This is a genomic window from Pseudoalteromonas sp. BDTF-M6, assembly GCF_018334135.1.
Classification (GTDB): domain Bacteria; phylum Pseudomonadota; class Gammaproteobacteria; order Enterobacterales; family Alteromonadaceae; genus Pseudoalteromonas.
The window spans coordinates 474,423-496,989 of sequence record NZ_JAGXTQ010000004.1 but is presented as its reverse complement, the minus strand read 5'-3'; the positions used below and the strand labels follow the sequence as shown (position 1 = coordinate 496,989).

General features: G+C 50.4%; 17 protein-coding genes and 1 tRNA gene. 9 read left to right on the top strand and 9 right to left on the bottom strand.

From position 1 onward, the window contains the following. The first annotated feature begins 9 nt into the window (after window positions 1-9). Entirely contained in the window at window positions 10-1,278 is a 1,269-nt protein-coding gene (gene ftsZ, locus KD147_RS12180) for a cell division protein FtsZ (RefSeq protein ID WP_212548030.1), read from the top strand. Between the two features lie 86 nt (window positions 1,279-1,364). After that, a complete protein-coding gene (lpxC, locus tag KD147_RS12175; protein ID WP_105253199.1) occupies window positions 1,365-2,276 on the top strand; it encodes a UDP-3-O-acyl-N-acetylglucosamine deacetylase in 912 nt (303 codons plus the stop codon). Between the two features lie 46 nt (window positions 2,277-2,322). On the opposite strand, the gene KD147_RS12170 is transcribed toward lpxC, so the two are convergent. After that, window positions 2,323-2,829, bottom strand: coding sequence for a DciA family protein (locus KD147_RS12170; protein ID WP_105253300.1), 507 nt, complete (start codon window positions 2,827-2,829; stop codon window positions 2,323-2,325). A gap of 436 nt (window positions 2,830-3,265) precedes the next feature. Between KD147_RS12170 and secA the strand changes: the two genes are divergently transcribed. The 6 genes from secA (at window position 3,266) to nagP (ending at window position 14,745) form a co-directional block, all read left to right on the top strand. Beyond that, window positions 3,266-5,968 carry a preprotein translocase subunit SecA gene (gene secA, locus KD147_RS12165; protein WP_105253198.1) on the top strand — a complete coding sequence of 901 codons (2,703 nt, stop codon included), beginning with the start codon at window positions 3,266-3,268 and terminating at the stop codon, window positions 5,966-5,968. Window positions 5,969-6,024: 56 nt separating this feature from the next. Then, a complete protein-coding gene (gene mutT, locus KD147_RS12160; protein WP_212548029.1) occupies window positions 6,025-6,414 on the top strand; it encodes an 8-oxo-dGTP diphosphatase MutT in 390 nt (129 codons plus the stop codon). Window positions 6,415-6,508: 94 nt separating this feature from the next. After that, on the top strand, window positions 6,509-8,596 hold the full coding sequence (locus KD147_RS12155; RefSeq protein ID WP_105253196.1) for a M13 family metallopeptidase: 2,088 nt from the start codon (window positions 6,509-6,511) through the stop codon (window positions 8,594-8,596). A 180-nt stretch (window positions 8,597-8,776) separates the two neighbouring features. Beyond that, window positions 8,777-10,489 carry a gamma-glutamyltransferase gene (ggt, locus tag KD147_RS12150; protein ID WP_502710230.1) on the top strand — a complete coding sequence of 571 codons (1,713 nt, stop codon included), beginning with the start codon at window positions 8,777-8,779 and terminating at the stop codon, window positions 10,487-10,489. 150 nt (window positions 10,490-10,639) lie between these two features. Further along, entirely contained in the window at window positions 10,640-13,267 is a 2,628-nt protein-coding gene (locus KD147_RS12145) for a family 20 glycosylhydrolase (protein ID WP_212548027.1), read from the top strand. Between the two features lie 170 nt (window positions 13,268-13,437). Next, window positions 13,438-14,745 (top strand): N-acetylglucosamine MFS transporter NagP, encoded by a 1,308-nt coding sequence (gene nagP, locus KD147_RS12140; protein ID WP_105253193.1) that lies wholly within the window; start codon window positions 13,438-13,440, stop codon window positions 14,743-14,745. A 65-nt stretch (window positions 14,746-14,810) separates the two neighbouring features. Here nagP and yjjG read toward each other — a convergent pair whose 3' ends face one another. The 3 genes from yjjG to KD147_RS12125 form a co-directional block, all read right to left on the bottom strand. Next, entirely contained in the window at window positions 14,811-15,488 is a 678-nt protein-coding gene (gene yjjG / locus KD147_RS12135) for a pyrimidine 5'-nucleotidase (protein ID WP_212548026.1), read from the bottom strand. Between the two features lie 3 nt (window positions 15,489-15,491). Further along, window positions 15,492-16,046: an inosine/xanthosine triphosphatase gene (gene yjjX / locus KD147_RS12130; RefSeq protein WP_212548025.1), complete on the bottom strand. Its 555-nt coding sequence runs from the start codon at window positions 16,044-16,046 to the stop codon at window positions 15,492-15,494. Window positions 16,047-16,132: 86 nt separating this feature from the next. Beyond that, complete coding sequence (locus tag KD147_RS12125) at window positions 16,133-16,987, bottom strand: HDOD domain-containing protein (protein ID WP_212548024.1); 855 nt, start codon at window positions 16,985-16,987, stop codon at window positions 16,133-16,135. Between the two features lie 157 nt (window positions 16,988-17,144). Between KD147_RS12125 and KD147_RS12120 the strand changes: the two genes are divergently transcribed. Beyond that, the gene (locus KD147_RS12120) at window positions 17,145-17,609 is read left to right on the top strand and encodes a TlpA family protein disulfide reductase (RefSeq protein ID WP_105253190.1); all 465 of its coding nucleotides are present in this window, start codon (window positions 17,145-17,147) and stop codon (window positions 17,607-17,609) included. 125 nt (window positions 17,610-17,734) lie between these two features. Here the strand turns inward: KD147_RS12120 and KD147_RS12115 are convergent. The 5 genes from KD147_RS12115 to KD147_RS12095 form a co-directional block, all read right to left on the bottom strand. Next, window positions 17,735-17,811, bottom strand: a tRNA-Ile gene (locus KD147_RS12115). A gap of 386 nt (window positions 17,812-18,197) precedes the next feature. Next, entirely contained in the window at window positions 18,198-19,538 is a 1,341-nt protein-coding gene (accC, locus tag KD147_RS12110) for an acetyl-CoA carboxylase biotin carboxylase subunit (RefSeq protein WP_105188490.1), read from the bottom strand. Between the two features lie 27 nt (window positions 19,539-19,565). Further along, window positions 19,566-20,024 (bottom strand): acetyl-CoA carboxylase biotin carboxyl carrier protein, encoded by a 459-nt coding sequence (gene accB / locus KD147_RS12105; RefSeq protein ID WP_105253189.1) that lies wholly within the window; start codon window positions 20,022-20,024, stop codon window positions 19,566-19,568. A gap of 25 nt (window positions 20,025-20,049) precedes the next feature. Continuing rightward, complete coding sequence (gene aroQ / locus KD147_RS12100) at window positions 20,050-20,502, bottom strand: type II 3-dehydroquinate dehydratase (protein WP_105213430.1); 453 nt, start codon at window positions 20,500-20,502, stop codon at window positions 20,050-20,052. A 238-nt stretch (window positions 20,503-20,740) separates the two neighbouring features. Continuing rightward, a complete protein-coding gene (locus KD147_RS12095; protein WP_212548063.1) occupies window positions 20,741-22,558 on the bottom strand; it encodes a protein-disulfide reductase DsbD in 1,818 nt (605 codons plus the stop codon). Between the last annotated feature and the right edge of the window lie 9 nt (window positions 22,559-22,567).

Below are 22,567 nucleotides of genomic sequence, written 5' to 3'. Positions count from 1 at the left end.
GAGTAAACAATGTTTGATATGATGGAAGAGCACAGCGAAGAAGCTGTCATCAAAGTAATAGGTGTCGGTGGCGGCGGCGGTAATGCCGTAGAACACATGGTGCAACAGCACATCGAAGGCGTGAAATTTATCACGGCCAATACCGATGCGCAGGCGCTACGCAAGTCATCCGCCGATGTCACGGTGCAACTAGGTACACAGATCACTTCAGGTTTAGGTGCCGGTGCGAACCCGGAAATCGGTAAGAAAAGTGCCGAAGAAGATGCCGAAACCATTAAAAGTGCTCTGCAAGGCGCAGACATGGTCTTTATCGCTGCCGGTATGGGCGGTGGTACAGGCACAGGTGCGGCACCAGTGGTCGCTCGCCTTGCCAAAGAGTTGGGTATTTTGACCGTGGCGGTGGTAACGCGTCCATTCGATTTCGAAGGTAAAAAGCGAGCTTCGGCAGCGGATCAGGGCATTAATGAACTGGCGGAAATCGTTGATTCACTGATCACCATTCCTAACAATAAATTATTGAAAGTATTGGGCAAGGGCACAACCCTGCTGGATGCTTTTGCTAAAGCCAATGACGTACTCTACGGTGCGGTCCAAGGTATTGCCGAGCTTATCACTCGCGCCGGCCTTATTAACGTCGACTTCGCCGACGTACGTACCGTTATGTCGGCCATGGGTACGGCAATGATGGGTTCTGCTTCGGCATCGGGTCCGGACCGTGCACAGGAAGCGGCGGAAGCGGCTATTTCAAGTCCACTGCTTGAAGACGTGGATCTAACCGGTGCCAAGGGTATCCTGGTTAATATCACCGCGGGCATGGACCTATCTATCGAAGAATTCGAGATCGTTGGTAACCATGTTAAGGCCCTGGCATCTGAGAATGCCACCGTGGTAGTAGGTACCGCCATCGATATGGAAATGAGCGATGAACTGCGCGTTACCGTAGTGGCAACTGGCCTAGGTGGCGATCGTCGTCCTCAGTTCGGTGTGGTAGACAACGGCTTTAAACGTGCTGCGGGCTCTGATGTGAGCGCCCAAGGGACGCAGAGCACACAAAATACTTCTATGTTTGTGCCAAGCTTTGCCACGCAGGGAACATCTTCAAGCTTTGATGAGTCGAAGCCTGCAGATGAGTCAGTAAGCTCAGCTTCAGCTTCATTAGCACAAACTTCGCCTACGGCGCCAAGCCAAGAAAGCAAAGCAAGTGCTGCGCCGAAGAAGCAGGACGAAAGCGGTGATTATTTCGATATCCCGGCGTTTCTGCGTAAGCAAGCAGACTAGTTTAAAAAATAAACTGATTTGTTAACTGGTGCGATGTGTGGTAGAATCCGCCGTCTAATTTTAGTTTAGTAAGTGAGCGAAAGCCTATGATCAAACAGCGTACGATTGCAGAAGTAGTCAAAGCCACGGGTGTTGGTCTCCACAAGGGTGAGAAGGTTTCCTTAACTCTCCGACCAGCGAGCGCGAATACTGGGATAGTATTTCGTCGCGTGGACCTTGATCCGGTTGTGGATTTCGAAACGACCCCGGAAGCGGTGGGCGATACGCAATTGTGTACCTGTTTAACTAATAAAGACGGCGTTCGCTTATCTACTACCGAGCACCTTATTGCTGCGGTAGCCGCGTTAGGTATCGACAACCTGATTGTTGAGCTTGATAGTGGTGAAGTTCCGATTATGGATGGCAGCGCGCTACCATTTATCTATCTGCTACAAAAAGGCGGTATTGCCGAGCAGAATGTAGCCAAGCGTTTTATTCGTATCAAAGAAAAGGTACGTGTAGAAGAGGGTGACAAGTGGGCCGAAATCGAACCTTATGATGGTTTTCATATCGACTTCGAGATTGCCTTTGATCACCCGGCTATTAACGACAGTCGCCAGCGCATTGCTCTGGATATTACGGCACAGAACTTTATCGAAGAGATCAGTCGTGCCCGTACCTTCGGCTTTATGAAAGACATCGAGTACATGCATGCCAATAACCTGGCTCTAGGTGGCAGCATGGACAATGCCGTTGTTCTTGACGAGTTTAAGGTGCTTAATCCAAATGGCTTACGCTATGCGGACGAGTTCGTTAAGCATAAGATCTTGGACTGCGTGGGTGACATGTTTATGACCGGCCACAACATTCTCGGTAAACTTACCGCTTATAAGTCGGGTCACGATCTGAACAACAAATTGCTACGTAAAATCATGGCGACCGAGTCGGCATGGGAATGGGCAACATTTGAAGACTCAGTGACCATGCCAGCTCCGGCTCTGGCACTGCATACGGCTTAAGCCTGTAAATAGAAAACTATTGAATAAAAAATGACGCTTTAAAGCGTCATTTTTTTTGTCTGCCGTGTTGCGCCAAGCGCATTAATTTTAGCTGCAGTGAGGGCGGCGCATGTTCGGCAATCAATTCTAAATTGTGCGCCGTTTGCTCGCTCATGGTGCGCTTATTCGAGGGCTCGTTTTTGGCCTTTTGAGTTTGCGTTCGCGTCTGTGCTAAAGGTGCACGCTGCGCCGCGTTGGGAGAGGTGACTATTTTTACCTGGCATAAATCCACCAAGCCCTGTTGGCGAAAGGCCGAGAGAATATCCATCTTGATATAGTTCAGCTTCATGGCCACCGTGGCGCTATGAGCCTCGATGATCAAGTCGCCATCGCGGATGTTGGCCACCCGGCACTTCTTCGCCAGGTTTTCCCCCACCGCCTGGTGCAGAGTCTGTTGTTGCGAGGCCAGCTCCTGAGTTTTGGCGCCATAGCTGGCGATGCGCGAACCGAGCCGCGGGTTTAATTGCCCCAGCACCTCGTTAAGTTGTTTTGGCGCATAGCGATCTTTTGCCATAAACGGCATCCACCTCTTGAATTTGACTGAATCGTCACCACTTCTATAGCAATGCTTGAGTCTCTATTGCTGTACTTTAGACCCACTTTCTATTGCTAAGTTTGCAAAGATTTCTCTGAACGTTATGATAGGCCAGCGATAATACCAATGCCATTAGTTTTTAATAGGCTTTGCGCTGTAAAGGCAAGTTACCGGAAGTGCTAATGGAATTGGTATTATTAGGTGCTGCAATTCATTGAGTTTGTTATGATGTCGCTCAAAAGTACACCGCTCAAGCAGTCACACTCAATAGATCCACAATAGTCGCTCTTATGTAACTTGAGTGCGGTATAAATTGGATAAACGAAGTTCGCAAGTGACTTGGCAGCGTCCTTAGGGGTGACCCCGAAGGATGACCCAGAGCGCTTAACGCAGATGAGAATGTAACGGTTAAATCATGATCACGAAAATATTTACCAAAATTTTTGGTAGCCGCAATGACCGCACAATTAAAAACTTACGTAAAACGGTCGCGCTAATCAATGCCTTAGAAGGCCAGCTAGAATCACTCAGCGATGAAGAACTAAAAGCAAAAACCGCTGAATTTCGTGAGCGTTATGACAACGGCACAAGTTTAGATGACCTATTACCAGAAGCCTTCGCGGTAGTACGTGAAGCGTCAAAGCGTGTGTATGGCATGCGCCACTTCGATGTACAGATGATAGGTGGCATGGTGTTGCACCAGGGCCGTATCGCCGAGATGCGTACCGGTGAAGGTAAAACCCTGACCGCAACCCTACCAGCTTACCTTAATGGTTTATCGGGTAAGGGCGTACACGTAATTACCGTGAACGACTACCTGGCCAAGCGTGACGCAGAAACCAACCGTCCGCTGTTTGAATTCCTGGGCTTAACCGTGGGCTGTAACGTGCCTGGCATGATGCCAATGCAGAAAAAAGACGCCTACGCTGCCGACATCACCTATGGTACCAACAACGAGTTTGGCTTTGACTACCTGCGCGACAACATGGCGTTTAGTATCGATGAGCGCGTGCAGCGTCCACTGAACTTTGCGGTGGTGGATGAGGTTGACTCAATCCTGATCGATGAAGCCCGTACGCCGCTGATTATCTCTGGCCCGGCTGAAGATTCATCTCAGCTTTACACGCAAATCAACATGATAGTTCCTGAGCTAGTACAGCAGGAAAAAGAAGACGAAGAAGGCGTTGAAGGCGACGGCGATTACACCATTGACGAAAAAGGCAAGCAGGTTCACCTGACCGAGCGCGGCCAGATCAAGGTTGAAGAGCTTCTTACCGAGCGTGGTTTGATTGAAGAGGGTGATTCACTGTACTCGGCGGGTAATATTACTCTGCTTAGCCATGTGTATGCCGCATTACGTGCACACAAACTGTATCAAAAAGACGTCGATTACGTGGTTAAAGACAATGAAATCATCATTGTTGATGAACACACGGGTCGTACCATGGAAGGCCGTCGTTGGTCTGAAGGTCTGCACCAGGCGGTAGAAGCCAAAGAAGGCGTGAAGATCCAGAATGAAAACCAAACCCTGGCATCAATCACCTTCCAGAACTACTTCCGTATTTACGACAAGCTAGCCGGTATGACGGGTACGGCGGACACCGAAGCGTTCGAATTCCAGTCTATCTACGGTCTAGACACAGTTGTTATTCCAACCAACAAGCCGATGATCCGTGATGATCGTGCCGACCTGGTTTACCTGACTCAGGAAGAAAAATACGAAGCGATTTTGGCCGACATTAAAGACTGCCAAGAGCGCGGTCAGCCGGTGCTAGTGGGTACTATTTCAATCGAAAGCTCGGAATACCTGTCGCAGTTCCTGCGTAAAGAGAAAATTCAGCACAACGTATTGAATGCCAAGTTCCACGCTCAGGAAGCCGACATCGTTGCCGATGCGGGTCTACCGGGTAAAGTGACTATCGCCACCAACATGGCCGGTCGTGGTACCGATATCATGCTAGGCGGTAACTGGCAGAGCGAAGCCGAAAAGCTTGATAACCCAAGTGAAGAGCAAATCGCAAAAATCAAAGAACAATGGAAAAAGCGTCATGACGATGTCATCGCTGCCGGTGGTCTGCACATTATCGGTACCGAGCGTCACGAGTCTCGTCGTATCGATAACCAGTTGCGTGGTCGTTCGGGTCGTCAGGGTGATGCCGGTTCAAGCCGTTTCTATCTGTCGATGGAAGATGCCCTGATGCGTATCTTCGCCGGTGAGCGCATGACTAACATGATGCGTAAACTAGGCATGCAACGTGGCGAAGCCATCGAACACCCTTGGGTTAACCGTGCCATTGAAAACGCCCAGCGTAAGGTAGAAGCCCGTAACTTCGATATTCGTAAGCAATTACTTGAGTATGATGATGTGGCCAACGACCAGCGCCGCGTGGTATACGCCCAGCGTAACGAGCTGCTGGAAGAGGGTGATATCTCAGAAACCATAGATGCTATTCGCAACGACGTGATCAACGGCGTGATCGATCAGTATATTCCCCCGCAATCGCTGGCGGAAATGTGGGACGTGCCTGCTTTGGAAGAACGCTTGAAGGCAGACTACCTGCTTGATTTGCCTATCCAGCAATGGCTTGCCGAAGACAATAAGTTGTTTGAAGAAAAACTGCGTGAGCGCATCGTCGAAGAAGCCACTAACGCATATAAAGCAAAAGAAGAAATGGTGGGTCCACAGGTACTGCGTCAATTCGAAAAAGCGGTTATGCTGCAAAGCCTGGATCAGCATTGGAAAGATCACTTGGCTGCCATGGACCACCTACGTCAGGGTATCCACCTACGTGGTTATGCGCAGAAGAATCCGAAGCAAGAATACAAGCGTGAGTCATTCGAGCTATTCTCGGCCATGCTAGAAAACCTGAAAACGGATGTGGTTAACATCTTGAGCAAGGTTCAGGTTCGTGCCGAGGAAGATGTTGAAAAGGTTGAAGAGCAACATCGTAAGTCTGAAGAAGCACCGCGTCAGTATCAACACGCCGACGCCGAGCAGGTTGGCGGTGAAGCACCTGCGCCGGTATCGGCGCGTGCCGAGCCTAAGGTAGGTCGTAATTCACCTTGTCCATGTGGCTCGGGTATGAAATACAAGCAATGCTGTGGCAAACTAAGCTAAGCATTCACTTACTTGAATAAAAAGCGGCCTATGCCGCTTTTTTTATGGAGCAGTTAATGAGTCAGAAAGTGGTCAATGTTGCCGTGGGGATCATTCTTCGCGGTGCGCAAACCTACATATGTAAACGCCCGGACGACAAACATCAAGGCGGCTTGTGGGAGTTTCCTGGCGGTAAAATCGAAGCCGGTGAAACCACCACCGCGGCATTGGCAAGAGAGTTGCTGGAGGAAGTCGCCATTGACGTACACAGCAGCGACTCCTTTATGCTGATTGAGCATGACTATGGCGATAAGCAGGTACGCCTGGATATCCATAAGGTCAGCGACTTCAGTGGTGAGCCTCATGGTGCCGAAGGCCAGCAAGGGGAGTGGGTGGCAATCAGTGATTTACACCGTTATGCCTTCCCTAAAGCAAACCAAGCCATCTTAGAAAAACTATGTTCATAAATTGTTACAAACTGCGTTTCTCGCTCTGCGCCCATAGGTTTAATATGGGCTAGTTGGGGATCACCTCTTTCATAATTAAAAATGGGATAACAATATGTTTAAAGTAACCTTAGCAGCGGCCGCAACGGCGCTGGCATTAGGACTTACCGGTTGTAGTGAACAAGCACAAAGTGCAAATACCGAAACTCAAGCGCAAAGCGTTGCCAAAGAACAAACAAAACAAGTGCAACAACTAACTTCGGGTATTGATCTAGAAAACATCGATACCGCCGTGCGCGCACAAGATGATTTTTACTACCACATCAATGGTAAATGGCTAGAGCGCACCGAAATTCCGGGCGACAAGTCTAACTACGGTTCTTTCACTGCTCTATATGACCAATCGCAAGCGGCACTGAAAGAAGTGATCGAAGCGGCGGCTAAAAACACCAAGGCGGCACCGGGCAGCGATGAGCAAAAGCTGGGCGCCTTCTACAGCAGCTATATGAATACCGACGCTTTGGAAGAGAAGGGCATCACCCCGCTTAAGCCATACTTGGACAAGATTGCCGGCGTTGCCGATAAAGCGGCACTGGTATCGCTGATGGCTGATCTGCGCATTCAAGGCGGCACCACGCCGTTTGCTTGGTATGTCAATAACGATGCCAAGAACTCAAGCCAGTACGCTCTTTATGTGTCTCAGTCGGGTTTAGGTTTACCGGATCGTGATTACTACCTTAAAGATGATGAGAAGTTTTCTACCATCCGCGCCCAATACCTGGCTTATATCACGGACATGCTAACCAAGGCTGGCGTTGAAAATGCAGAGCAAGCGGCAAAGGGCATTCTTGCCCTTGAAACCGAGCTGGCTACGGCGCAGTGGAGCCGAGTAGAAAGCCGCGATGCGACCAAGTCATACAACAAGATGACGGTTGCCGAAGCCAATGAGCTAACCGGTGCATTCGACTTTGCTCAGTTCTTAAAGCAATCAAAAATCAACACCGAAGAGTTGGTTGTACGTCAGCCTTCTTATTTTGAAAAGCTAGGGGGTATCTATGAGCAAACCGACCTGGCTACTTGGCAGAATTACCTAACATTCCATTTTGTTAGCAACTACGCCGATGAGCTTAGCAAGGAATTTGTTGACCGTAAATTTGCTTTCTACAGCACCACCTTACGTGGCGTTGAAGAGCAGCAACCGCGTTGGAAAAAAGCGGTAGACTCAGCCAACTCGGTACTGGGTGAGCTGCTAGGCAAGGTGTACGTTAAAGATAACTTCCCACCTGAAGCAAAAGCACGCATGGAAGAGTTGGTTGCCAACCTGATCAAGGGTTTCGACCAAGCCATCGACGGTCTGGAGTGGATGAGTGCCGAAACGAAAGTGGCAGCTAAAGAGAAGCTGAACAAGTTCACGCCTAAGATTGGTTACCCGGACAAGTGGAAAGACTACTCGGCGCTAGAGGTCAAAGCGGACGACCTGGCGGGTAACTTTATTCGTCACAGTGAGTGGGCATACGATGATATGCGTAACAAGCTGGGCAAGCCGGTGGATCGCAGTGAGTGGTTTATGACACCGCAAACGGTGAATGCTTACTACAACCCAGTGAACAACGAAATCGTGTTCCCTGCGGCCATCCTGCAACCGCCATTCTTTAACCTAGAAGCGGACGACGCGGTGAACTACGGCGCCATCGGTGCAGTAATTGGCCACGAGCTAGGTCATGGCTTCGATGATCAGGGTTCAAAATACGATGGTGACGGTAACCTGCGTAACTGGTGGAGCGAGCAAGATTTGGCGCAGTTCCAGGAGCGTGGTCAGCAACTGGTATCGCAGTACAATGAATATGCCCCGTTTGAAGACGCTAATGTGAACGGCCAGCTGACGCTGGGCGAGAACATCGGTGATTTGGGCGGCCTAACCGTAGCTTATAAAGCCTACCAGTTATCACTGGGTGGCGAAGAAGCACCTGTACTTGACGGTTACACCGGCGATCAACGCTTCTTTATGGGTTGGGCGCAGATCTGGCGTCGTAAGTACCGTGATGAAGAGCTGCGCAACCGCTTGATGACGGACTCGCACTCGCCAAGTCACTACCGTGTTATCGGTGTGCTGCCAAATATGCCTGAGTTCTATAAGGCATTCGACGTGAAAGAAAGCGACGAAATGTACATTAAGCCGGAAGATCGCGTTAAAATCTGGTAAATTCGGCTAATTACTGCCAAGGCGCCAGTCTTGTTATCCTCGCCAAATTGGGGCAAGGGTAATGGGGCGGCGCCTTTGTTTTTTATCGCACTTGCTTCCCCCGTTAACGCAAACGCATTGCCTTGGCCGTTATTTATCTACTAACTTTGTTATCTAACAAATAAAAGCAAAGAGTAGAAAATAATGAAGCGAATAAAACGAGGATTATATCTAGCAGGGATTTCGCTAAGTCTACTGGCACCTTCAGCCACACTCGCCCACGATCGCATTACCGGCAAGGAGTTTGCCACCCGCTCCGAAGTCATCGCCAGCGAGGCCATGGCCGCCACCTCTCAGCCTTTAGCCACCCAGGTTGCACTGAATATTTTACGCCAAGGGGGCAATGCCATTGACGCGGCTATCGCCGCCAACGCCATGCTGGGTTTGGTTGAGCCTACCGGCTGTGGCATCGGCGGTGATCTCTTTGCCATCGTCTACTCCGCCGAGGATGGTAAGCTGCATGGTTTGAACGCCTCGGGTCGCTCTCCCCTTGGACTAAGCTTTGAAGAGCTTAAGAAAATCACCAAGGACGAGGGGAAGATCCCCGCCTATGGACCGCTACCTGTGTCAGTTCCCGGTGCCGTCGATGGTTGGTTTGAGTTACACGAAAAGTTTGGCTCACTGCCCATGACAGAAATTTTAAAACCCAGCATCGAGTATGCCGAAAAGGGCTTTCCCGTCAGCGAGGTGATCGCTTATTACATGCAGCGCAGTGTCGGTGCTCGGGGCAAATACCCAGGTTTTAAAGAGGTTTTTATGGCCGACGGCGAGATGCCGAAAAAAGGTGAGATATTTAAAAACCCGGCATTGGCCAACACCTACAAGCAACTGGCAGAAGGTGGTCGCGATGCCTTTTACAAGGGCGATATTGCCAAGGAAATTGACCGGTATATGCAAGAAAATGGCGGTTATATCCGCTATCAAGACCTGGCGGCCCACACCAGTGAATGGGTTGAGCCGGTGGCCACCACTTATCGCGGACACACCCTGTGGGAGTTACCGCCCAATGGCCAGGGTATCGCCGCCCAGCAGATCCTGAATATCCTCGAAGACTATGATCTTGCCGCCATGGGCTTTGACAGCCCCGAGTATATTCACACCTTTGTTGAGGCCAAGAAGCTTGCCTTTGCCGATAGGGCCAAGTACTACGCCGATCCCGCCTTTAACGACATTCCGGTGCAGCGTTTGATTTCCAAGGAATATGCCGCCGAGCGTCGCAAACTCATCGACCCCAATAAGGCGGCCAAGCGTGACCATGCGGGCCCGGTGGAAGGGGATACCATCTATCTGACCACGGCGGATAAGTACGGCAACATGGTGTCGCTGATCCAAAGTAACTACCGTGGCATGGGCTCGGGCATGACCCCAGAAAAACTCGGCTTTGTGCTGCAAAACCGCGGTGAGTTGTTCTCCCTTAAAGAAGGACACTTCAATCAGTATGAGCCCGGTAAGCGGCCTTTTCACACCATTATCCCAGCATTTGTCACCAAAGACGGTAAACCTTATATGAGTTATGGGGTGATGGGCGGCGCGACGCAGCCGCAAATGCATGCGCAGATCCTGATCAATATGATTGATTTTGGTATGAATCTGCAAGAGGCAGGGGATGCGCCGCGTATTCTGCACTCGGGCTCAACCCAGCCCACCGATGAGATCATGATCGATGGTGGTGTGGTGTCCTTGGAGTCCGGTTTTAGCATGGAAACGCGCCGTGAGCTCATGAAAAAAGGCCATACCCTGCAAGAAGCCGTGGGCCCCTATGGTGGCTATCAGGCGATTCTCAAAGACCCGCAAAGCGGCGTTTATTATGGCGCTTCCGAATCCAGAAAGGATGGCCAAGCCGCCGGATACTAGAGGTGCCAGCCAGGTTTTTAGGGCGGCTACGGCCGCCTTTTATACATTAATTGACGATTATTTAACATAAATGATAGCGCTGTCATTTTATATTTTATATGATGCTAACACGCGACAATCAGAATCTAAGGTCCAGGACCAGGAGTAAGCATGTTCAAAGCGAGCCTTATTGCGGCGTTAATGATGCCCTTGGCTGCACAGGCACAACTAAGCCAGGAGCAAATAAACGCGTTTGCCACAAACACCGAGTTCATGTTTGCGGTAAACAGCAACTTCCATAATGAGGATAAGAGCTTTCTTGGCAGCATTACGCTTACTAACCGCTCTGGAGTCAGCCTGCCTGCCGGCGAGCAGCCCTGGCATATTTATCTGCACAGTGTGCGCAAGATAAAAGAGGGAGTTAGTCAGGGCCTGCGTATTGAGCATGTGAATGGCGATTTGCATCGCCTGAGTCCGACGGCCAGCTTCAACGGCCTAGCGGCCGGTGAACAATTAGAAATTCCTTTTGAGGCGGCGGTCTGGATAGTTGCCTACAGCGACTTTATGCCCCGGGCCTTTATGGTGGGCCACAATACCGAGCCAGCCATTTTTGCCAATACCAACAGCGAAGACTTTGGCAATTTTGTTGCTCCTTTTACCCAGGAGCAACAGCTGCGTCGCTATAACCAGTCTCAAGATCTCACCCCCTTAATGACCGCCGAGCTGCGCTATGAGCTTAATAGCAGCCCCTTGAGCGTGAAAGACGAGCAGGTGCAAACGCGCATAGTTCCTAAGCCCCAGGAGCTTGAGGTTAATCGCGGCAAAACCACCCTTTCCGATGCCTGGCAAATTCGTTATGCCGGACAGTTGCAGGCGGAAGTAGCCTTGTTTCAGAGCGACTTAGAGAAAAAGTATCAACTGGCTCTCGAGGCGCAGGCCGATCATATCGACGCGCCCAACAACAAGCTGATCAGTATTGGCATTGACCCTAAGGTTGCCACCGAAGAGGGCTATCGCCTTGAGATAGACGGTGAGCATATTCGCATTATGGCTGCCGACAATGCCGGCGCCTTTTATGGCATGCAAAGCCTGTTGGCCTTGTTGCCGGCAACGGGCAGTCCGACCCTGACCAATGTGGAGATAAGCGACGCGCCCCGCTATCCGTGGCGGGGCATGCATTATGACAATGGCCGTAACTTCCATGGTAAAGAGGCCATGTTTAAGCTGGTCGAGCAAATGGCGCGATACAAGATGAATCGCTTGCACTGGCATTTCTCGGAAGATGAGGGCTGGCGTCTGCAGATCCCCGGATTGGAAGAGCTGACCGAGGTGGGCGCCTACCGCTGCTTCGATCTGGCTGAAGACCGCTGCTTGCTGACGCAGCTGGGTACCGGGCCCTTTAAATCAGGCTCGGGTAACGGCTATTTGAATCGCGCCGACTTTATAGAGTTATTGCGCTTTGCCAAGGCTCGCCATATCGACATCATTCCGGAAATTGAGGGCCCAGGCCATGCGCGGGCGTCCATTAAAGCCATGGAGGCGCGATACCGTAAACTGAAAGCGCAGGCAGAAGCCGTGGCCAGTAACTCGCTGCTCACCCCAAAAAACAGGGACGAGGAGTTTTCAGGCGCTGATTTATCTAAGGCAACCCAATACCTGCTGACCGATCCCAAGGACAGCTCCAGCTATATTACGGTGCAGAATTACACGGATAACTCGATGAATGTGTGCATGGACTCCACCTATGCCTTTATCGACAAGGTCACCTATGAATTACAGCAGATGTACCGCGAGGCTGGCACCAAGCTGAACTATTTGCATATCGGTGGCGATGAGGTCGGCGCGGGCTCCTGGGTGGGCTCTCCCGCCTGTCAGGCGCTTTTTGCCGAGCCTAATAATGGCGTGGCTGGGGTTGCTGATTTAAAGCCCTACTTTACCAAGCGCGTGGCCGACTTATTGCACAAACGCGGTATTGCGCCAGGGATCTGGGAAGACGGCATTATGTACGACAAGGTGAACTCTTTTAATCGCGATGAATACGCGAACAAAACCTTCTTTACCAATGCCTGGGATAATATTTGGGAGTGGGGCGTGGCCGACAGGGCCTATCGCCTGGCCAATGACGGCTATCAGGTGGTGCTCTCCCATGGTACGCATTTGTATTTTGATCATCCCTATGAGCCGCATCCCGAGGAGCGCGGCTATTACTGGGCGACTCGCTATACCGATACCAAAAAGGTCTTTGCCTATATGCCGGATAACGTCTACGCCAATGCCGATTTTACTCGCACCGGCGCCGCCATAGACAACCTTGAAGCCTTGGTGGGAAGGCCCATGCCTGCTTTGCAAAAGCCGGAGAATATTCTCGGCATGCAGGGTCAGGTATGGTCGGAAACCATACGCACCGAGGCGCAACTGCTGGCCATGGTATTTCCGCGCCTGTTGGCCGTGGCTGAGCGGGCCTGGAGCAAGGCTCCTTGGGAAGGAGAGCAAGTGGATGCGCGCTTACGTGAGCAAGACTGGCAGGAGTTTGCTGCCACCTTGGCGCACAAGGAGCTGGCCAAGCTGCACCGCGACGGTATAGCGCTGCATTTGCCGGTGCCCGGTGCTAAGTTCAGTGAGGGTCGCGTGGTGGCCAACAGTGCGTTTACCGGCTTGAAGATAGAATACAGCCTGGATAAGGGCGTTAGCTGGCAGCTTTATCAGCAGCCGCTTACGCTGACTGAGGGGGGGGAGGTCTTGCTTCGTACTCGAGTACAAGATCAGGTGAGTCGCACCACGTCGGTGTTCGTGCAGTAAAGACAAGGCAGCATGTCAGCGCTGCCAAAAGTATCAATTAATTGGTATTCTGAACTGCTCATTTTTACGACTAAAAAATAATAATAAATGGCGCTTTTAATGGCCGTTTGCGCGACTAGAAAGTGGCGCAACCACCTTAAAGGTAAACAATTCGACAACGAGAAAGTGTTATGGAAGCAACAGTGTCTACAACCAAAAAACAAAGCAACTTTGTGCCTATGGCTATTGTTGCCACCCTGTTCTTTATCCTCGGGTTTGCAACCTGGCTCAATGGTTCATTGATGCCTTATCTAAAGCAAATCCTGGATTTAACGCCTTTGCAGGCTTCACTTATTTTATTCTCCTTCTATATCGCCGTGACCTTTACCGCGGTGCCTTCGGCGATCATCATCAAGAAGATTGGCTATAAGAATGGCATGGCATTAGGTATGGCGGTGATGATGCTGGCCGGCTTTTTATATGTGCCGGCGGCCAAAACTCAGGTGTTTGCCCTGTTTTTGTTTGCGCAACTGGTGATGGGCATAGGGCAAACCCTGCTGCAAACCGCGGTGAACCCTTATGTTGTGCGCATCGGCCCTGAAGAGTCGGCGGCAGCACGGGTCAGTGTTATGGGTATCTTGAATAAGAGTGCTGGTGTGCTCGCACCCATGGTGTTTACGGCATTGATTTTAAGTAACTTTACCGGCTTAGTGGGTAAAGATCTAAGCCAGGAAGAAATTGACCAGATGGCCAATAGCCTGATTTTCCCATACATTGGCATGGCCCTGTTTATCGGTGTGCTGGCCTTGGCCGTTAAATTCTCACCCTTGCCCGAATTAATCGATGACGATACTCAAGCCCATGAAAAAGGCCAGGTGAAGGCTGCCTTGGCACGTCCTAATCTGGCTTTAGGTGTGCTGGCGTTATTCGTTTACGTAGCCGTTGAAGTGATTGCCGGCGACACCATAGGCACTTTTGCGCTGGCGTTGGGCGTGGAAAAGTACAGTGTTATGACCTCCTATACCATGGTCTGTATGGTCGTGGGCTATGCCTTAGGGATTGTGTTGATCCCTCGGGTGCTATCACAACAAACGGCTCTGACTAGCTCAGCAATACTTGGCTGTGCGCTGACCTTGGCGATTGTCTTTGGCGATGCACAATCGACCCTGATTGCAAACACCCTGCTGGTGCCTTTTGGTGGCGTGGCGCTGCCCGATCCTCTATTGCTGATTGCCGTGCTTGGCTTTGCCAATGCCATTGTGTGGCCCGCGGTATGGCCGCTGGCGCTGTCCGGCCTGGGTAAACTGACCAGCGTGGGTTCGGGGCTTTTAATTATGGGGATAGCCGGTGGTGCATTCGGGCCATTATTCTGGGGCTTGGCAAGTGGCAGTGAGGGCGGTGCTCAGGGACAGCAGAGTGCTTATTTAGTCATGTTGCCTTGTTATTTGTTTATTCTTTTCTATGCTATCAAAGGCCATAAGATGACTTCCTGGAAGTGATCGGAATCAAGAATTAGTGGCAACCATCCCGTGTTAATGCCAGCGTATGCTGGCATTTTTTATGGCTAGGCGTTCAGCAGTAGGGTGCGCAGCTGGCATAGCGACTTAACCTCATAGGTTGGGGTTAAATGTGCGGGCGCCAATTTTTCCCGGCGATTAAGCCAACAGGTGTCGATACCGGCATTGATGCCGCCTTGAATATCTGACTCCAGGGTATCGCCGACCATAAGGATCTCGTTTTTCGGCGGGTTGCCCATCAGCGTAAAGGCGTGTTCAAACACCGCCATGTGCGGCTTGGCATAGCCCACCTGCTCGGAGATCACCAACCACTCAAAGGTGCCCTTTAAACCCGTTTGCTCCAGGCGGGCGCTTTGTAGCTCGGTAAAGCCATTGGTAATGATCCCCAGTCGAGCCTTGCCCTGCAGGGCGTTTAACAGCTCGATAGCGCCGGGCAGGGGCTGGCATATTTGCGCCATGGCCTCCATAAACCACAGATTTAACTGCTGGGGCGCGATATCCAGGCGCTCGGCCCAGGACATAAAACGTTGCTCCTGGAGTTGCTTGGCACTGATCTCGTTGTTCTGATATTGCACCCACAGCGGCTTATTTACTTGCTCAAAGGTGCGGTAGTCCTGCTCGCTAAAGGCAACATTGAGTTTGGCGAACATGGCCTGCAAGCCGGCAAAGGCATCGAAATGAAACAGGGTTTCATCGGCATCAAATAATATCCAGGGATAACGCATGGCTTAACTCGAAAATAGTTCGGGGTGATTGAAGGGCGCCATGGCCAGGGTAAGCGCCTGTTGATAGGTGCTTTGGCGGGTGGCATGGCCACGGGTCAGCAGGCCAATGGCGCCGCCTTGTTGCTTGATATTGGTGGTATTAAAGGCGGCATCCATGACATCGCCAAGCTCCTGGCCCTGTTGTAACTTTTCGAACAGCGATTCAGGTAATGGGAGGTTGCAGCTGCGGCCAACGCTCAATTGATGATTATCGGCGATCACCACATAAGCAAAGGTGGCGGCACCATAGTCGAAGCGGGCAGCGCCTCCTTCCATGGCCATATAGAAATCCCCCTGGTAATGCTCCTGGCAGTAGCGCACTCGGTTTTCGGCGCCAAGCAGGGTATCAGGTTCGCCCAGTGGCTGGTTGGCAACCCCGGAAGGGGCGTCGACACCCAGGCATTCGATATGGTGGTCGGGAAAGTAGGTGGCCAGGGTGGCCTTTGCGGCATTTACTTTAACTGGGTTTTTGGAGCCGACAATCAGCTTAAGTTGTTTTACAGCGGAGCTTGCTGCCATATCCTCGTCCTTCGGAGTGCTTTGGGCCATTGTATCATGGCCGTATTGAGGGCACACACCCCTGAGATTAATGTCGAAGAAGTCGTTTAGTCAGCGCTGAAGAGCAACAGGCCTTGGCCATCGTCCAGATGTGTTTGGTAATCTTGATGTTGCCAGCCTAAGGTCGCGAACAATTTAGGCTCAAGAAGATGCCAGTGATTAATATCGCGAAAGCGCTTATGCACATGGGCAATGTTCTCGGCGACTTTCAAGATGGCGTAGTACAGCTTCTCGTCTTCACAGTGGGGCTCGTCTAAGAAGTTTACGTCATGATGATGCAGCACAATGTTGCACAGCGAACTGGGAAGATGCCAGGAATGAGCCATATAAAATCCCAGCATGGCATGGTTGCAGGGATAGCGCTGATCCTCCAGTGCTGTGAGCGAAACCTGGCCATCGTCATTGGCGGCATTGAGCACCTGTACATAGTCCGGAAAATTCATGGCCATCACCGGAATGCCGATATCATGAAACAGACCTAAGGTTTGCACATTGTCGAGGGCGATATCGCGTCTTAGTCCTTGAGCCAGATACAGACATAACCGTGATATCTCGGTGGCACTGTCCCAAAAGCGGGCCAGAGAAATACAACAACTCGATTGATCAAAAACTTGTTTAACCAAGTAGCGGGAGGTGAGGTGGCTGATGGTGTTGAGGCCCAACAATTTAACCGCCTGCTTTACATCGGTGATTTCTAGTTCGGACATAAGCTCGGGCGAATTAATCAGACGTAAAACCGCCGCGGCCAGGGCGACATCGGCGGTGTTCAATTCACTGACCTTATCCAGGCAAGGGTTGCTTTGGTTCAATTCAGTCTGGAGCTGATTAAGCGCAGCCGGTTTAACGGGTAGCTTAAAACCCACCTCAAGTTGTGAAAGAACCTTGTCATCTATGCCCTGCATATTACCCCCGTGCCTGCATCATAAGTTTAGCCGATTTCCCATACGCCGCTAGCGCAACTGGTACAGGCGCTCGGCGGCGCAGATGCCAATAAGGCAAGACAAGACTCAATAACAAGGCCATAATGGCCCTAGATAATAACCACAAGAATTGATAACCATGCGTACCCTTCTAACACTCTGCTTTTTTATTATGGCCTTAGCGACAACAGCGGCACATGCCGACGATAACCCCTTTATCGGCGTGATTGAGAGCGGCAGTTTACTGGGTGAATATGAAACTTTTGCCACGGCCTACGATGATTTTACGCCAAGCGATGACGAGCTGGCACAGATGCACAAGCTCACGGGCAAGTCCGTGTTGGTATTATTCGGCACCTGGTGTCATGACAGCGAGCGCGAAGTACCACGACTGCTAAAGTTACTGGCACTGAGCAAGGTTGAACTCGCCCAGCTCGAACTGGTGGCCGTGGATTACAACAAACAAGACGACAAGGGCCTGGCCGAGCTGTTTAAGCTTAAATACACCCCCACCTTTATCGTCCTCGATGGCGAGACAGAACTATTACGTGTGGTTGAAAAACCTGAGGGCTCATTGGCCGGGGCGCTCACTGATTTTAATTAGTTTATCGAAGTGGTTTTAAGCTCTAAGGCTTAGTTGGGTTATTAGCTGACTCAGCTTTTTTGTATACGAAAGACACAAAGTTCGCTTATTTCGGGGGCGTAATTCACAAGGAAAAGTAGGAAAAATGGTGGCCCCACCTGGACTCGAACCAGGGACCTAACGATTATGAGTCGTGCGCTCTAACCAACTGAGCTATAGGGCCATTTTGTGTACTTGGTGCAGTCGGAGTATACACGTCCATGATGATCTGCACTCAGCTCGGTCATCCACGACCTCGCGTTCTTCACTTTCGAAGTGATGTTAAATCACTTCTCAAAGCCTTTGGCTTACGTTCATCACCTAAGCTATAGGGCCATTTTGTATTCTCGATGCTTACCTTGTTTTTACAGGATAGGAGATATCCTTAGGTAAGCGCCGAGCAGTATAAAAACTTTTCCAGGCCTTGTCACTAGCTGAAGGGGGTTTATTTAAGTTTGTAGAAATCAACTGCTTACTTATTGTCCTATCAGCCACTCACCATTGTTTTCAAAGGCTCAATACAAAAAAAGCCGACAAAATGTCGGCTTTGGCTTTGCTTAACAATTTAATTTACAGACCTAGTTTCTTCTCTAGATAGTGGATGTTAGTGCCACCATTTTGGAAGTTCTCGTCCGCTAAAATAATCTTGTGCAGCTCGGTGTTGGTCTTGATGCCGTCGATTACCAACTCATTCAACGCGTTGCGTGAGCGAGCAATGGCTACGTCACGGTTTTCACCGTAACAGATCAACTTACCGATCATTGAGTCGTAATGCGGTGGTACCGTGTAGTCCGCATAAATGTGGCTGTCCCAACGAATTCCTAGACCACCCGCAGGGTGGAAGCGGGTGATTTTACCCGGCGAAGGAATAAAGGTTTTCGGGTCTTCCGCATTAATACGACATTCGATGGCATGGCCACGGATCACAACGTCGTCTTGCGTAATAGACAGCGGCTGACCGGCAGCGATTTTTAGCTGCTCTTTAATTAGGTCAATACCGGTTACCATCTCAGTTACTGGATGCTCTACCTGAATACGGGTGTTCATTTCGATGAAGTAGAACTCGCCGTTTTCATATAGGAATTCGAATGTACCGGCACCACGGTAGCCGATTTCGATACATGCACGCGTACAGCGGTCACCGATGTACTTACGCATTTCCGCGGTGATACCCGGAGCTGGCGCTTCTTCCACAACTTTCTGGTGACGACGCTGCATTGAACAGTCACGCTCACCTAGGTGGATAGCATTGCCTTGACCATCGGCCAGTACCTGAACTTCGATATGACGAGGGTTTTCAAGGAATTTTTCCATGTAAACCATGCCGTTACCAAAGAATTGCTTAGCTTCTTGCTGAGTCAGGGCGATTGAGTTTACAAGCTCTTTCTCACTGCGAACCACACGCATACCACGACCACCACCGCCACCGGCGGCCTTGATGATCACCGGGTAACCGATGCGCTTAGCGATTTGCATGTTGCGCTCGTTGTCTTCCGTTAGGGGGCCGTCTGAACCAGGTACGCAAGGTACGCCGGCTTTACGCATGGCTTCGATAGCCGATACCTTATCACCCATCAGACGAATGGTGTCGCCCTTAGGACCGATAAAGATAAAGCCACTTTGCTCGACTTGGTCGGCAAAATCTGCGTTTTCAGAAAGGAAACCGTAGCCAGGGTGAATGGCTACCGCGTCGGTTACTTCAGCGGCGGCGATAATACGAGGAATATCCAGGTAGCTTTCGCTGGCGGCCGGTTTACCGATACAAATAGTCTCATCTGCAAGGAGCACGTGTTTTAAGTCGCGGTCTGCGGTTGAATGAACCGCTACCGTTTTAATACCTAGCTCTTTACAGGCGCGCAACACGCGAAGTGCAATTTCACCTCGGTTTGCGATAACAACTTTATCTAACATAGTTGATGCCTTGTTTGGGTTGCGCGATTATTCGATGATGAAAAGTGGTTGATCGAACTCAACTGGCTCGCCATTTTCAACCAGGATAGCTTTAACCGTACCGGCTTTGTCCGCTTCGATCTGGTTCATCATCTTCATCGCTTCAACGATACACAGGGTGTCGCCTACGTTCACTTTTGTGCCTACTTCTACGTATGCAGCCGCTTCAGGTGAAGAAGCCGAGTAGAAAGTACCTACCATAGGTGATTTAACCTGGTGGCCAGTAGGTTGTGCCGGAGCGCTTGCTGCCGGTGCTTCAGCTGCAGGAGCTGCTACTGGTGCAGGAGCGGCCGCTGGGGCTGCAACTGTGTACTGTTGTGGCATAGCCATAGGAGCAGAACTGTGACGGTTAATACGTACCGACTCTTCACCTTCGGTGATCTCTAGTTCAGCAATACCTGTTTCTTCAACAAGCTCGATTAATTTTTTAATTTTGCGAATGTCCATGAAAAACCCGCCTATTAGTTAGTTTTTAATTCGAATCTTGCAACCGGCTAACCGCTGCTTGCAGCGCGAAGTGATAGCCCATTGCACCAAAACCACAGATAACACCTTGCGCCACATCGGAAAAATAAGAGTGATGGCGAAAGGCTTCCCGTTGATGAATGTTGCTCAGGTGCACTTCAAAGAAGGGGATGGCAACGCTTAGTAAGGCGTCACGCAGGGCGACACTGGTGTGCGTAAATGCGGCAGGGTTAATAATGATACTATCAACTTGCTGCCAGGCATCATGTATACGCTCAATCAGGGCCGCTTCACTATTACTTTGAAAGTGCTCTAGCTCAACATTAAGTGCCGCGGCTGCATCATTTAGTTCATCGGTAATTTGTACCAATGTCTTGGAGCCATACTTGTCTGGCTCGCGACGACCCAACATGTTCAAGTTTGGGCCGTTGATAACTAAAATCTTAAACTTTGCAGTCATAATGCGACTAAAATCCTTTAACTTGTGAGTTATAAGCGTTTATACAAATATTAGTAGTAAACTTAAGGGTAAAAGTTGCAAATAGCAAATTTTTCTCACTTTAGCGAACTATTATAGTGAGTTCGAGGAAAATAGCAGCAAAATACTGGTCTAATCACCTTGGGCAGCGAAATCTGTGGGATTAGCAAAAGAAAGGAGCGAAGTGCTCTTGTTGGCACCTCGCTATATTGGGGCTTGATTAGCTGTTGGTATGGTTACGCACTTTTTGCAGGTGCGTGGCAAAGTCGTCGGCACCCATAAAGCCGGTGACCCTTAACTCCGGAAGTTCTTTACCATCTTGGTTAAAGAACAAGATACTGGGTAAGCCGAACACGGTAAATTGTTCCATCAACTCGATGGAGCTGTCATTGGTGTCGGTTAAGTCGATTTGAACCAGGGTAAAGTGTTTAAACTCTTGTTGCACCTGCTCCTTGGGAAAGGTGTAGTGTTCAAACTCCTTACAAGCCACACACCAGTCGGCATAAAGGTCGACCATAACTAGGCCTTCGGTAACGGCAAGCAGTTCATTGAGCTCTGTTAGGTTAGCAACCTGAATAAATTCACCACTGGCGGTTTGTTGCTGAACTTGCACCTGCTTAACCTCAGTCGGAGGCCAGACATAGTTTTTAACCAGCATTAAACCACTAATGAACAGGGTCATGGCCATGGCCCAAAGAATCGTTTTGCCTCTGCCCTGAGTTTGGCCACTTTGCCAATAATGCAGATAAATAGCGGTGGCTATGCTTAACACCCCGGCCATAAGTAAGATCACCTCGAACGGCAAAATACGCTCAAGCAGAATTAAGGGCACGAATAACATCAAGAAGCCGAACAGGGTTTTTACCTGCTCCATCCAGCCACCGGCCTTAGGCAGGAGTTTGCCTCCCGAGGTGCCCAGCAGTAAGAGTGGCAGACCCATGCCCAGGCTGAGGGCATACAGGGTTAGCGCACCAATCATATAGTCGCCACTTTGGGCTACGTATAGGAGTGCCGCCGAGAGGGGAGCCGTGGTGCAGGGCGAGGCGATCAGGCCCGAGAGCACACCCATCAGGAAGACCCCGGCATAATTACCGCCTTGTTGCTTGTTGCTGACCTTGGTTAGACGCTCCATCATGCCTTGCGGCAGACGGATCTCATAAAAACCGAACATAGACAGTGCTAGTAACACAAACAGCAGGCTAAAGCTGATCAGCACATAAGGGTGTTGCAGATAACCCTGAATATGGCCACCAAAATAAGCCACTACTAATCCTAAGAGCGCATAGGTGATGGCCATACCCTGCACATAGACGAAGGACAGGCTAAAGGCCTTACTGGTCGAAAGGTGCTTTTGTCCGGCGATTAGGCTGGAGAGAATAGGGAACATGGGGAACACGCAGGGGGTAAAGGCCAGGCCGATACCAACCACAAAAAAGAACATCAGGTTGGTTACCAGGCTTTGACTAGCAAGACGTTCCGTTAGTGATTGCTCACCTTCGTTATTGCTTTTGCCGACTTTATCTTCTTTCTCTTTAGGTGTGTCTTGTACCATGAGCGCGTCGGTCACGGCACCGGTCGTAGTTGTACTTGCTGTGCCCCCAACCACGGAGAGCGGGATTTCAATAACTTCGGGCGGGTAGCAAAGGCCGGCTTCCGCACAGCCTTGATAGCGTACCTTGACTGAGGCACCATCGGTAATATCGCTGACCTTAACGGTAAAACTTACGGCGTTAAAATACACTTCGGTGCGACCGAAAAATTCGTCCTCAATCATTTCCCCGTCGGGCAGTTCCATGGGGGGAGTCACCGTCGCCCCTTTCCCGGCAAACTCTAACTTATGCTTATATAGGTAGTAGCCGGGTTCGATATCCCAGCCGATAAACAGGGTTTCACCTTGTTGATCAAAGTCCAGCTTAAAGGCCTGATCAACGGGTAAAAACGTGGTTGCCTGGGTATTGAGCAAACTATCCAGCACCGAGTTATTGGCCCAGGAACCAGCACTAAAGGCCAAGGTGAGTATGAGTAGCCAGACGCGCATTAGCAATTG

Bases quoted from the DNA above. Each gene is read 5' to 3' on its own strand.
- ftsZ (WP_212548030.1), top strand. From the start codon at position 10: ATGTTTGATATGATGGAAGAGCACAGCGAAGAAGCTGTCATCAAAGTA.
- lpxC (WP_105253199.1), top strand. From the start codon at position 1,365: ATGATCAAACAGCGTACGATTGCAGAAGTAGTCAAAGCCACGGGTGTT.
- KD147_RS12170 (WP_105253300.1), bottom strand. From the start codon at position 2,829: ATGGCAAAAGATCGCTATGCGCCAAAACAACTTAACGAGGTGCTGGGG.
- secA (WP_105253198.1), top strand. From the start codon at position 3,266: ATGATCACGAAAATATTTACCAAAATTTTTGGTAGCCGCAATGACCGC.
- mutT (WP_212548029.1), top strand. From the start codon at position 6,025: ATGAGTCAGAAAGTGGTCAATGTTGCCGTGGGGATCATTCTTCGCGGT.
- KD147_RS12155 (WP_105253196.1), top strand. From the start codon at position 6,509: ATGTTTAAAGTAACCTTAGCAGCGGCCGCAACGGCGCTGGCATTAGGA.
- KD147_RS12145 (WP_212548027.1), top strand. From the start codon at position 10,640: ATGTTCAAAGCGAGCCTTATTGCGGCGTTAATGATGCCCTTGGCTGCA.
- nagP (WP_105253193.1), top strand. From the start codon at position 13,438: ATGGAAGCAACAGTGTCTACAACCAAAAAACAAAGCAACTTTGTGCCT.
- yjjG (WP_212548026.1), bottom strand. From the start codon at position 15,488: ATGCGTTATCCCTGGATATTATTTGATGCCGATGAAACCCTGTTTCAT.
- yjjX (WP_212548025.1), bottom strand. From the start codon at position 16,046: ATGGCAGCAAGCTCCGCTGTAAAACAACTTAAGCTGATTGTCGGCTCC.
- KD147_RS12125 (WP_212548024.1), bottom strand. From the start codon at position 16,987: ATGCAGGGCATAGATGACAAGGTTCTTTCACAACTTGAGGTGGGTTTT.
- KD147_RS12120 (WP_105253190.1), top strand. From the start codon at position 17,145: ATGCGTACCCTTCTAACACTCTGCTTTTTTATTATGGCCTTAGCGACA.
- accC (WP_105188490.1), bottom strand. From the start codon at position 19,538: ATGTTAGATAAAGTTGTTATCGCAAACCGAGGTGAAATTGCACTTCGC.
- accB (WP_105253189.1), bottom strand. From the start codon at position 20,024: ATGGACATTCGCAAAATTAAAAAATTAATCGAGCTTGTTGAAGAAACA.
- aroQ (WP_105213430.1), bottom strand. From the start codon at position 20,502: ATGACTGCAAAGTTTAAGATTTTAGTTATCAACGGCCCAAACTTGAAC.
- KD147_RS12095 (WP_212548063.1), bottom strand. From the start codon at position 22,558: ATGCGCGTCTGGCTACTCATACTCACCTTGGCCTTTAGTGCTGGTTCC.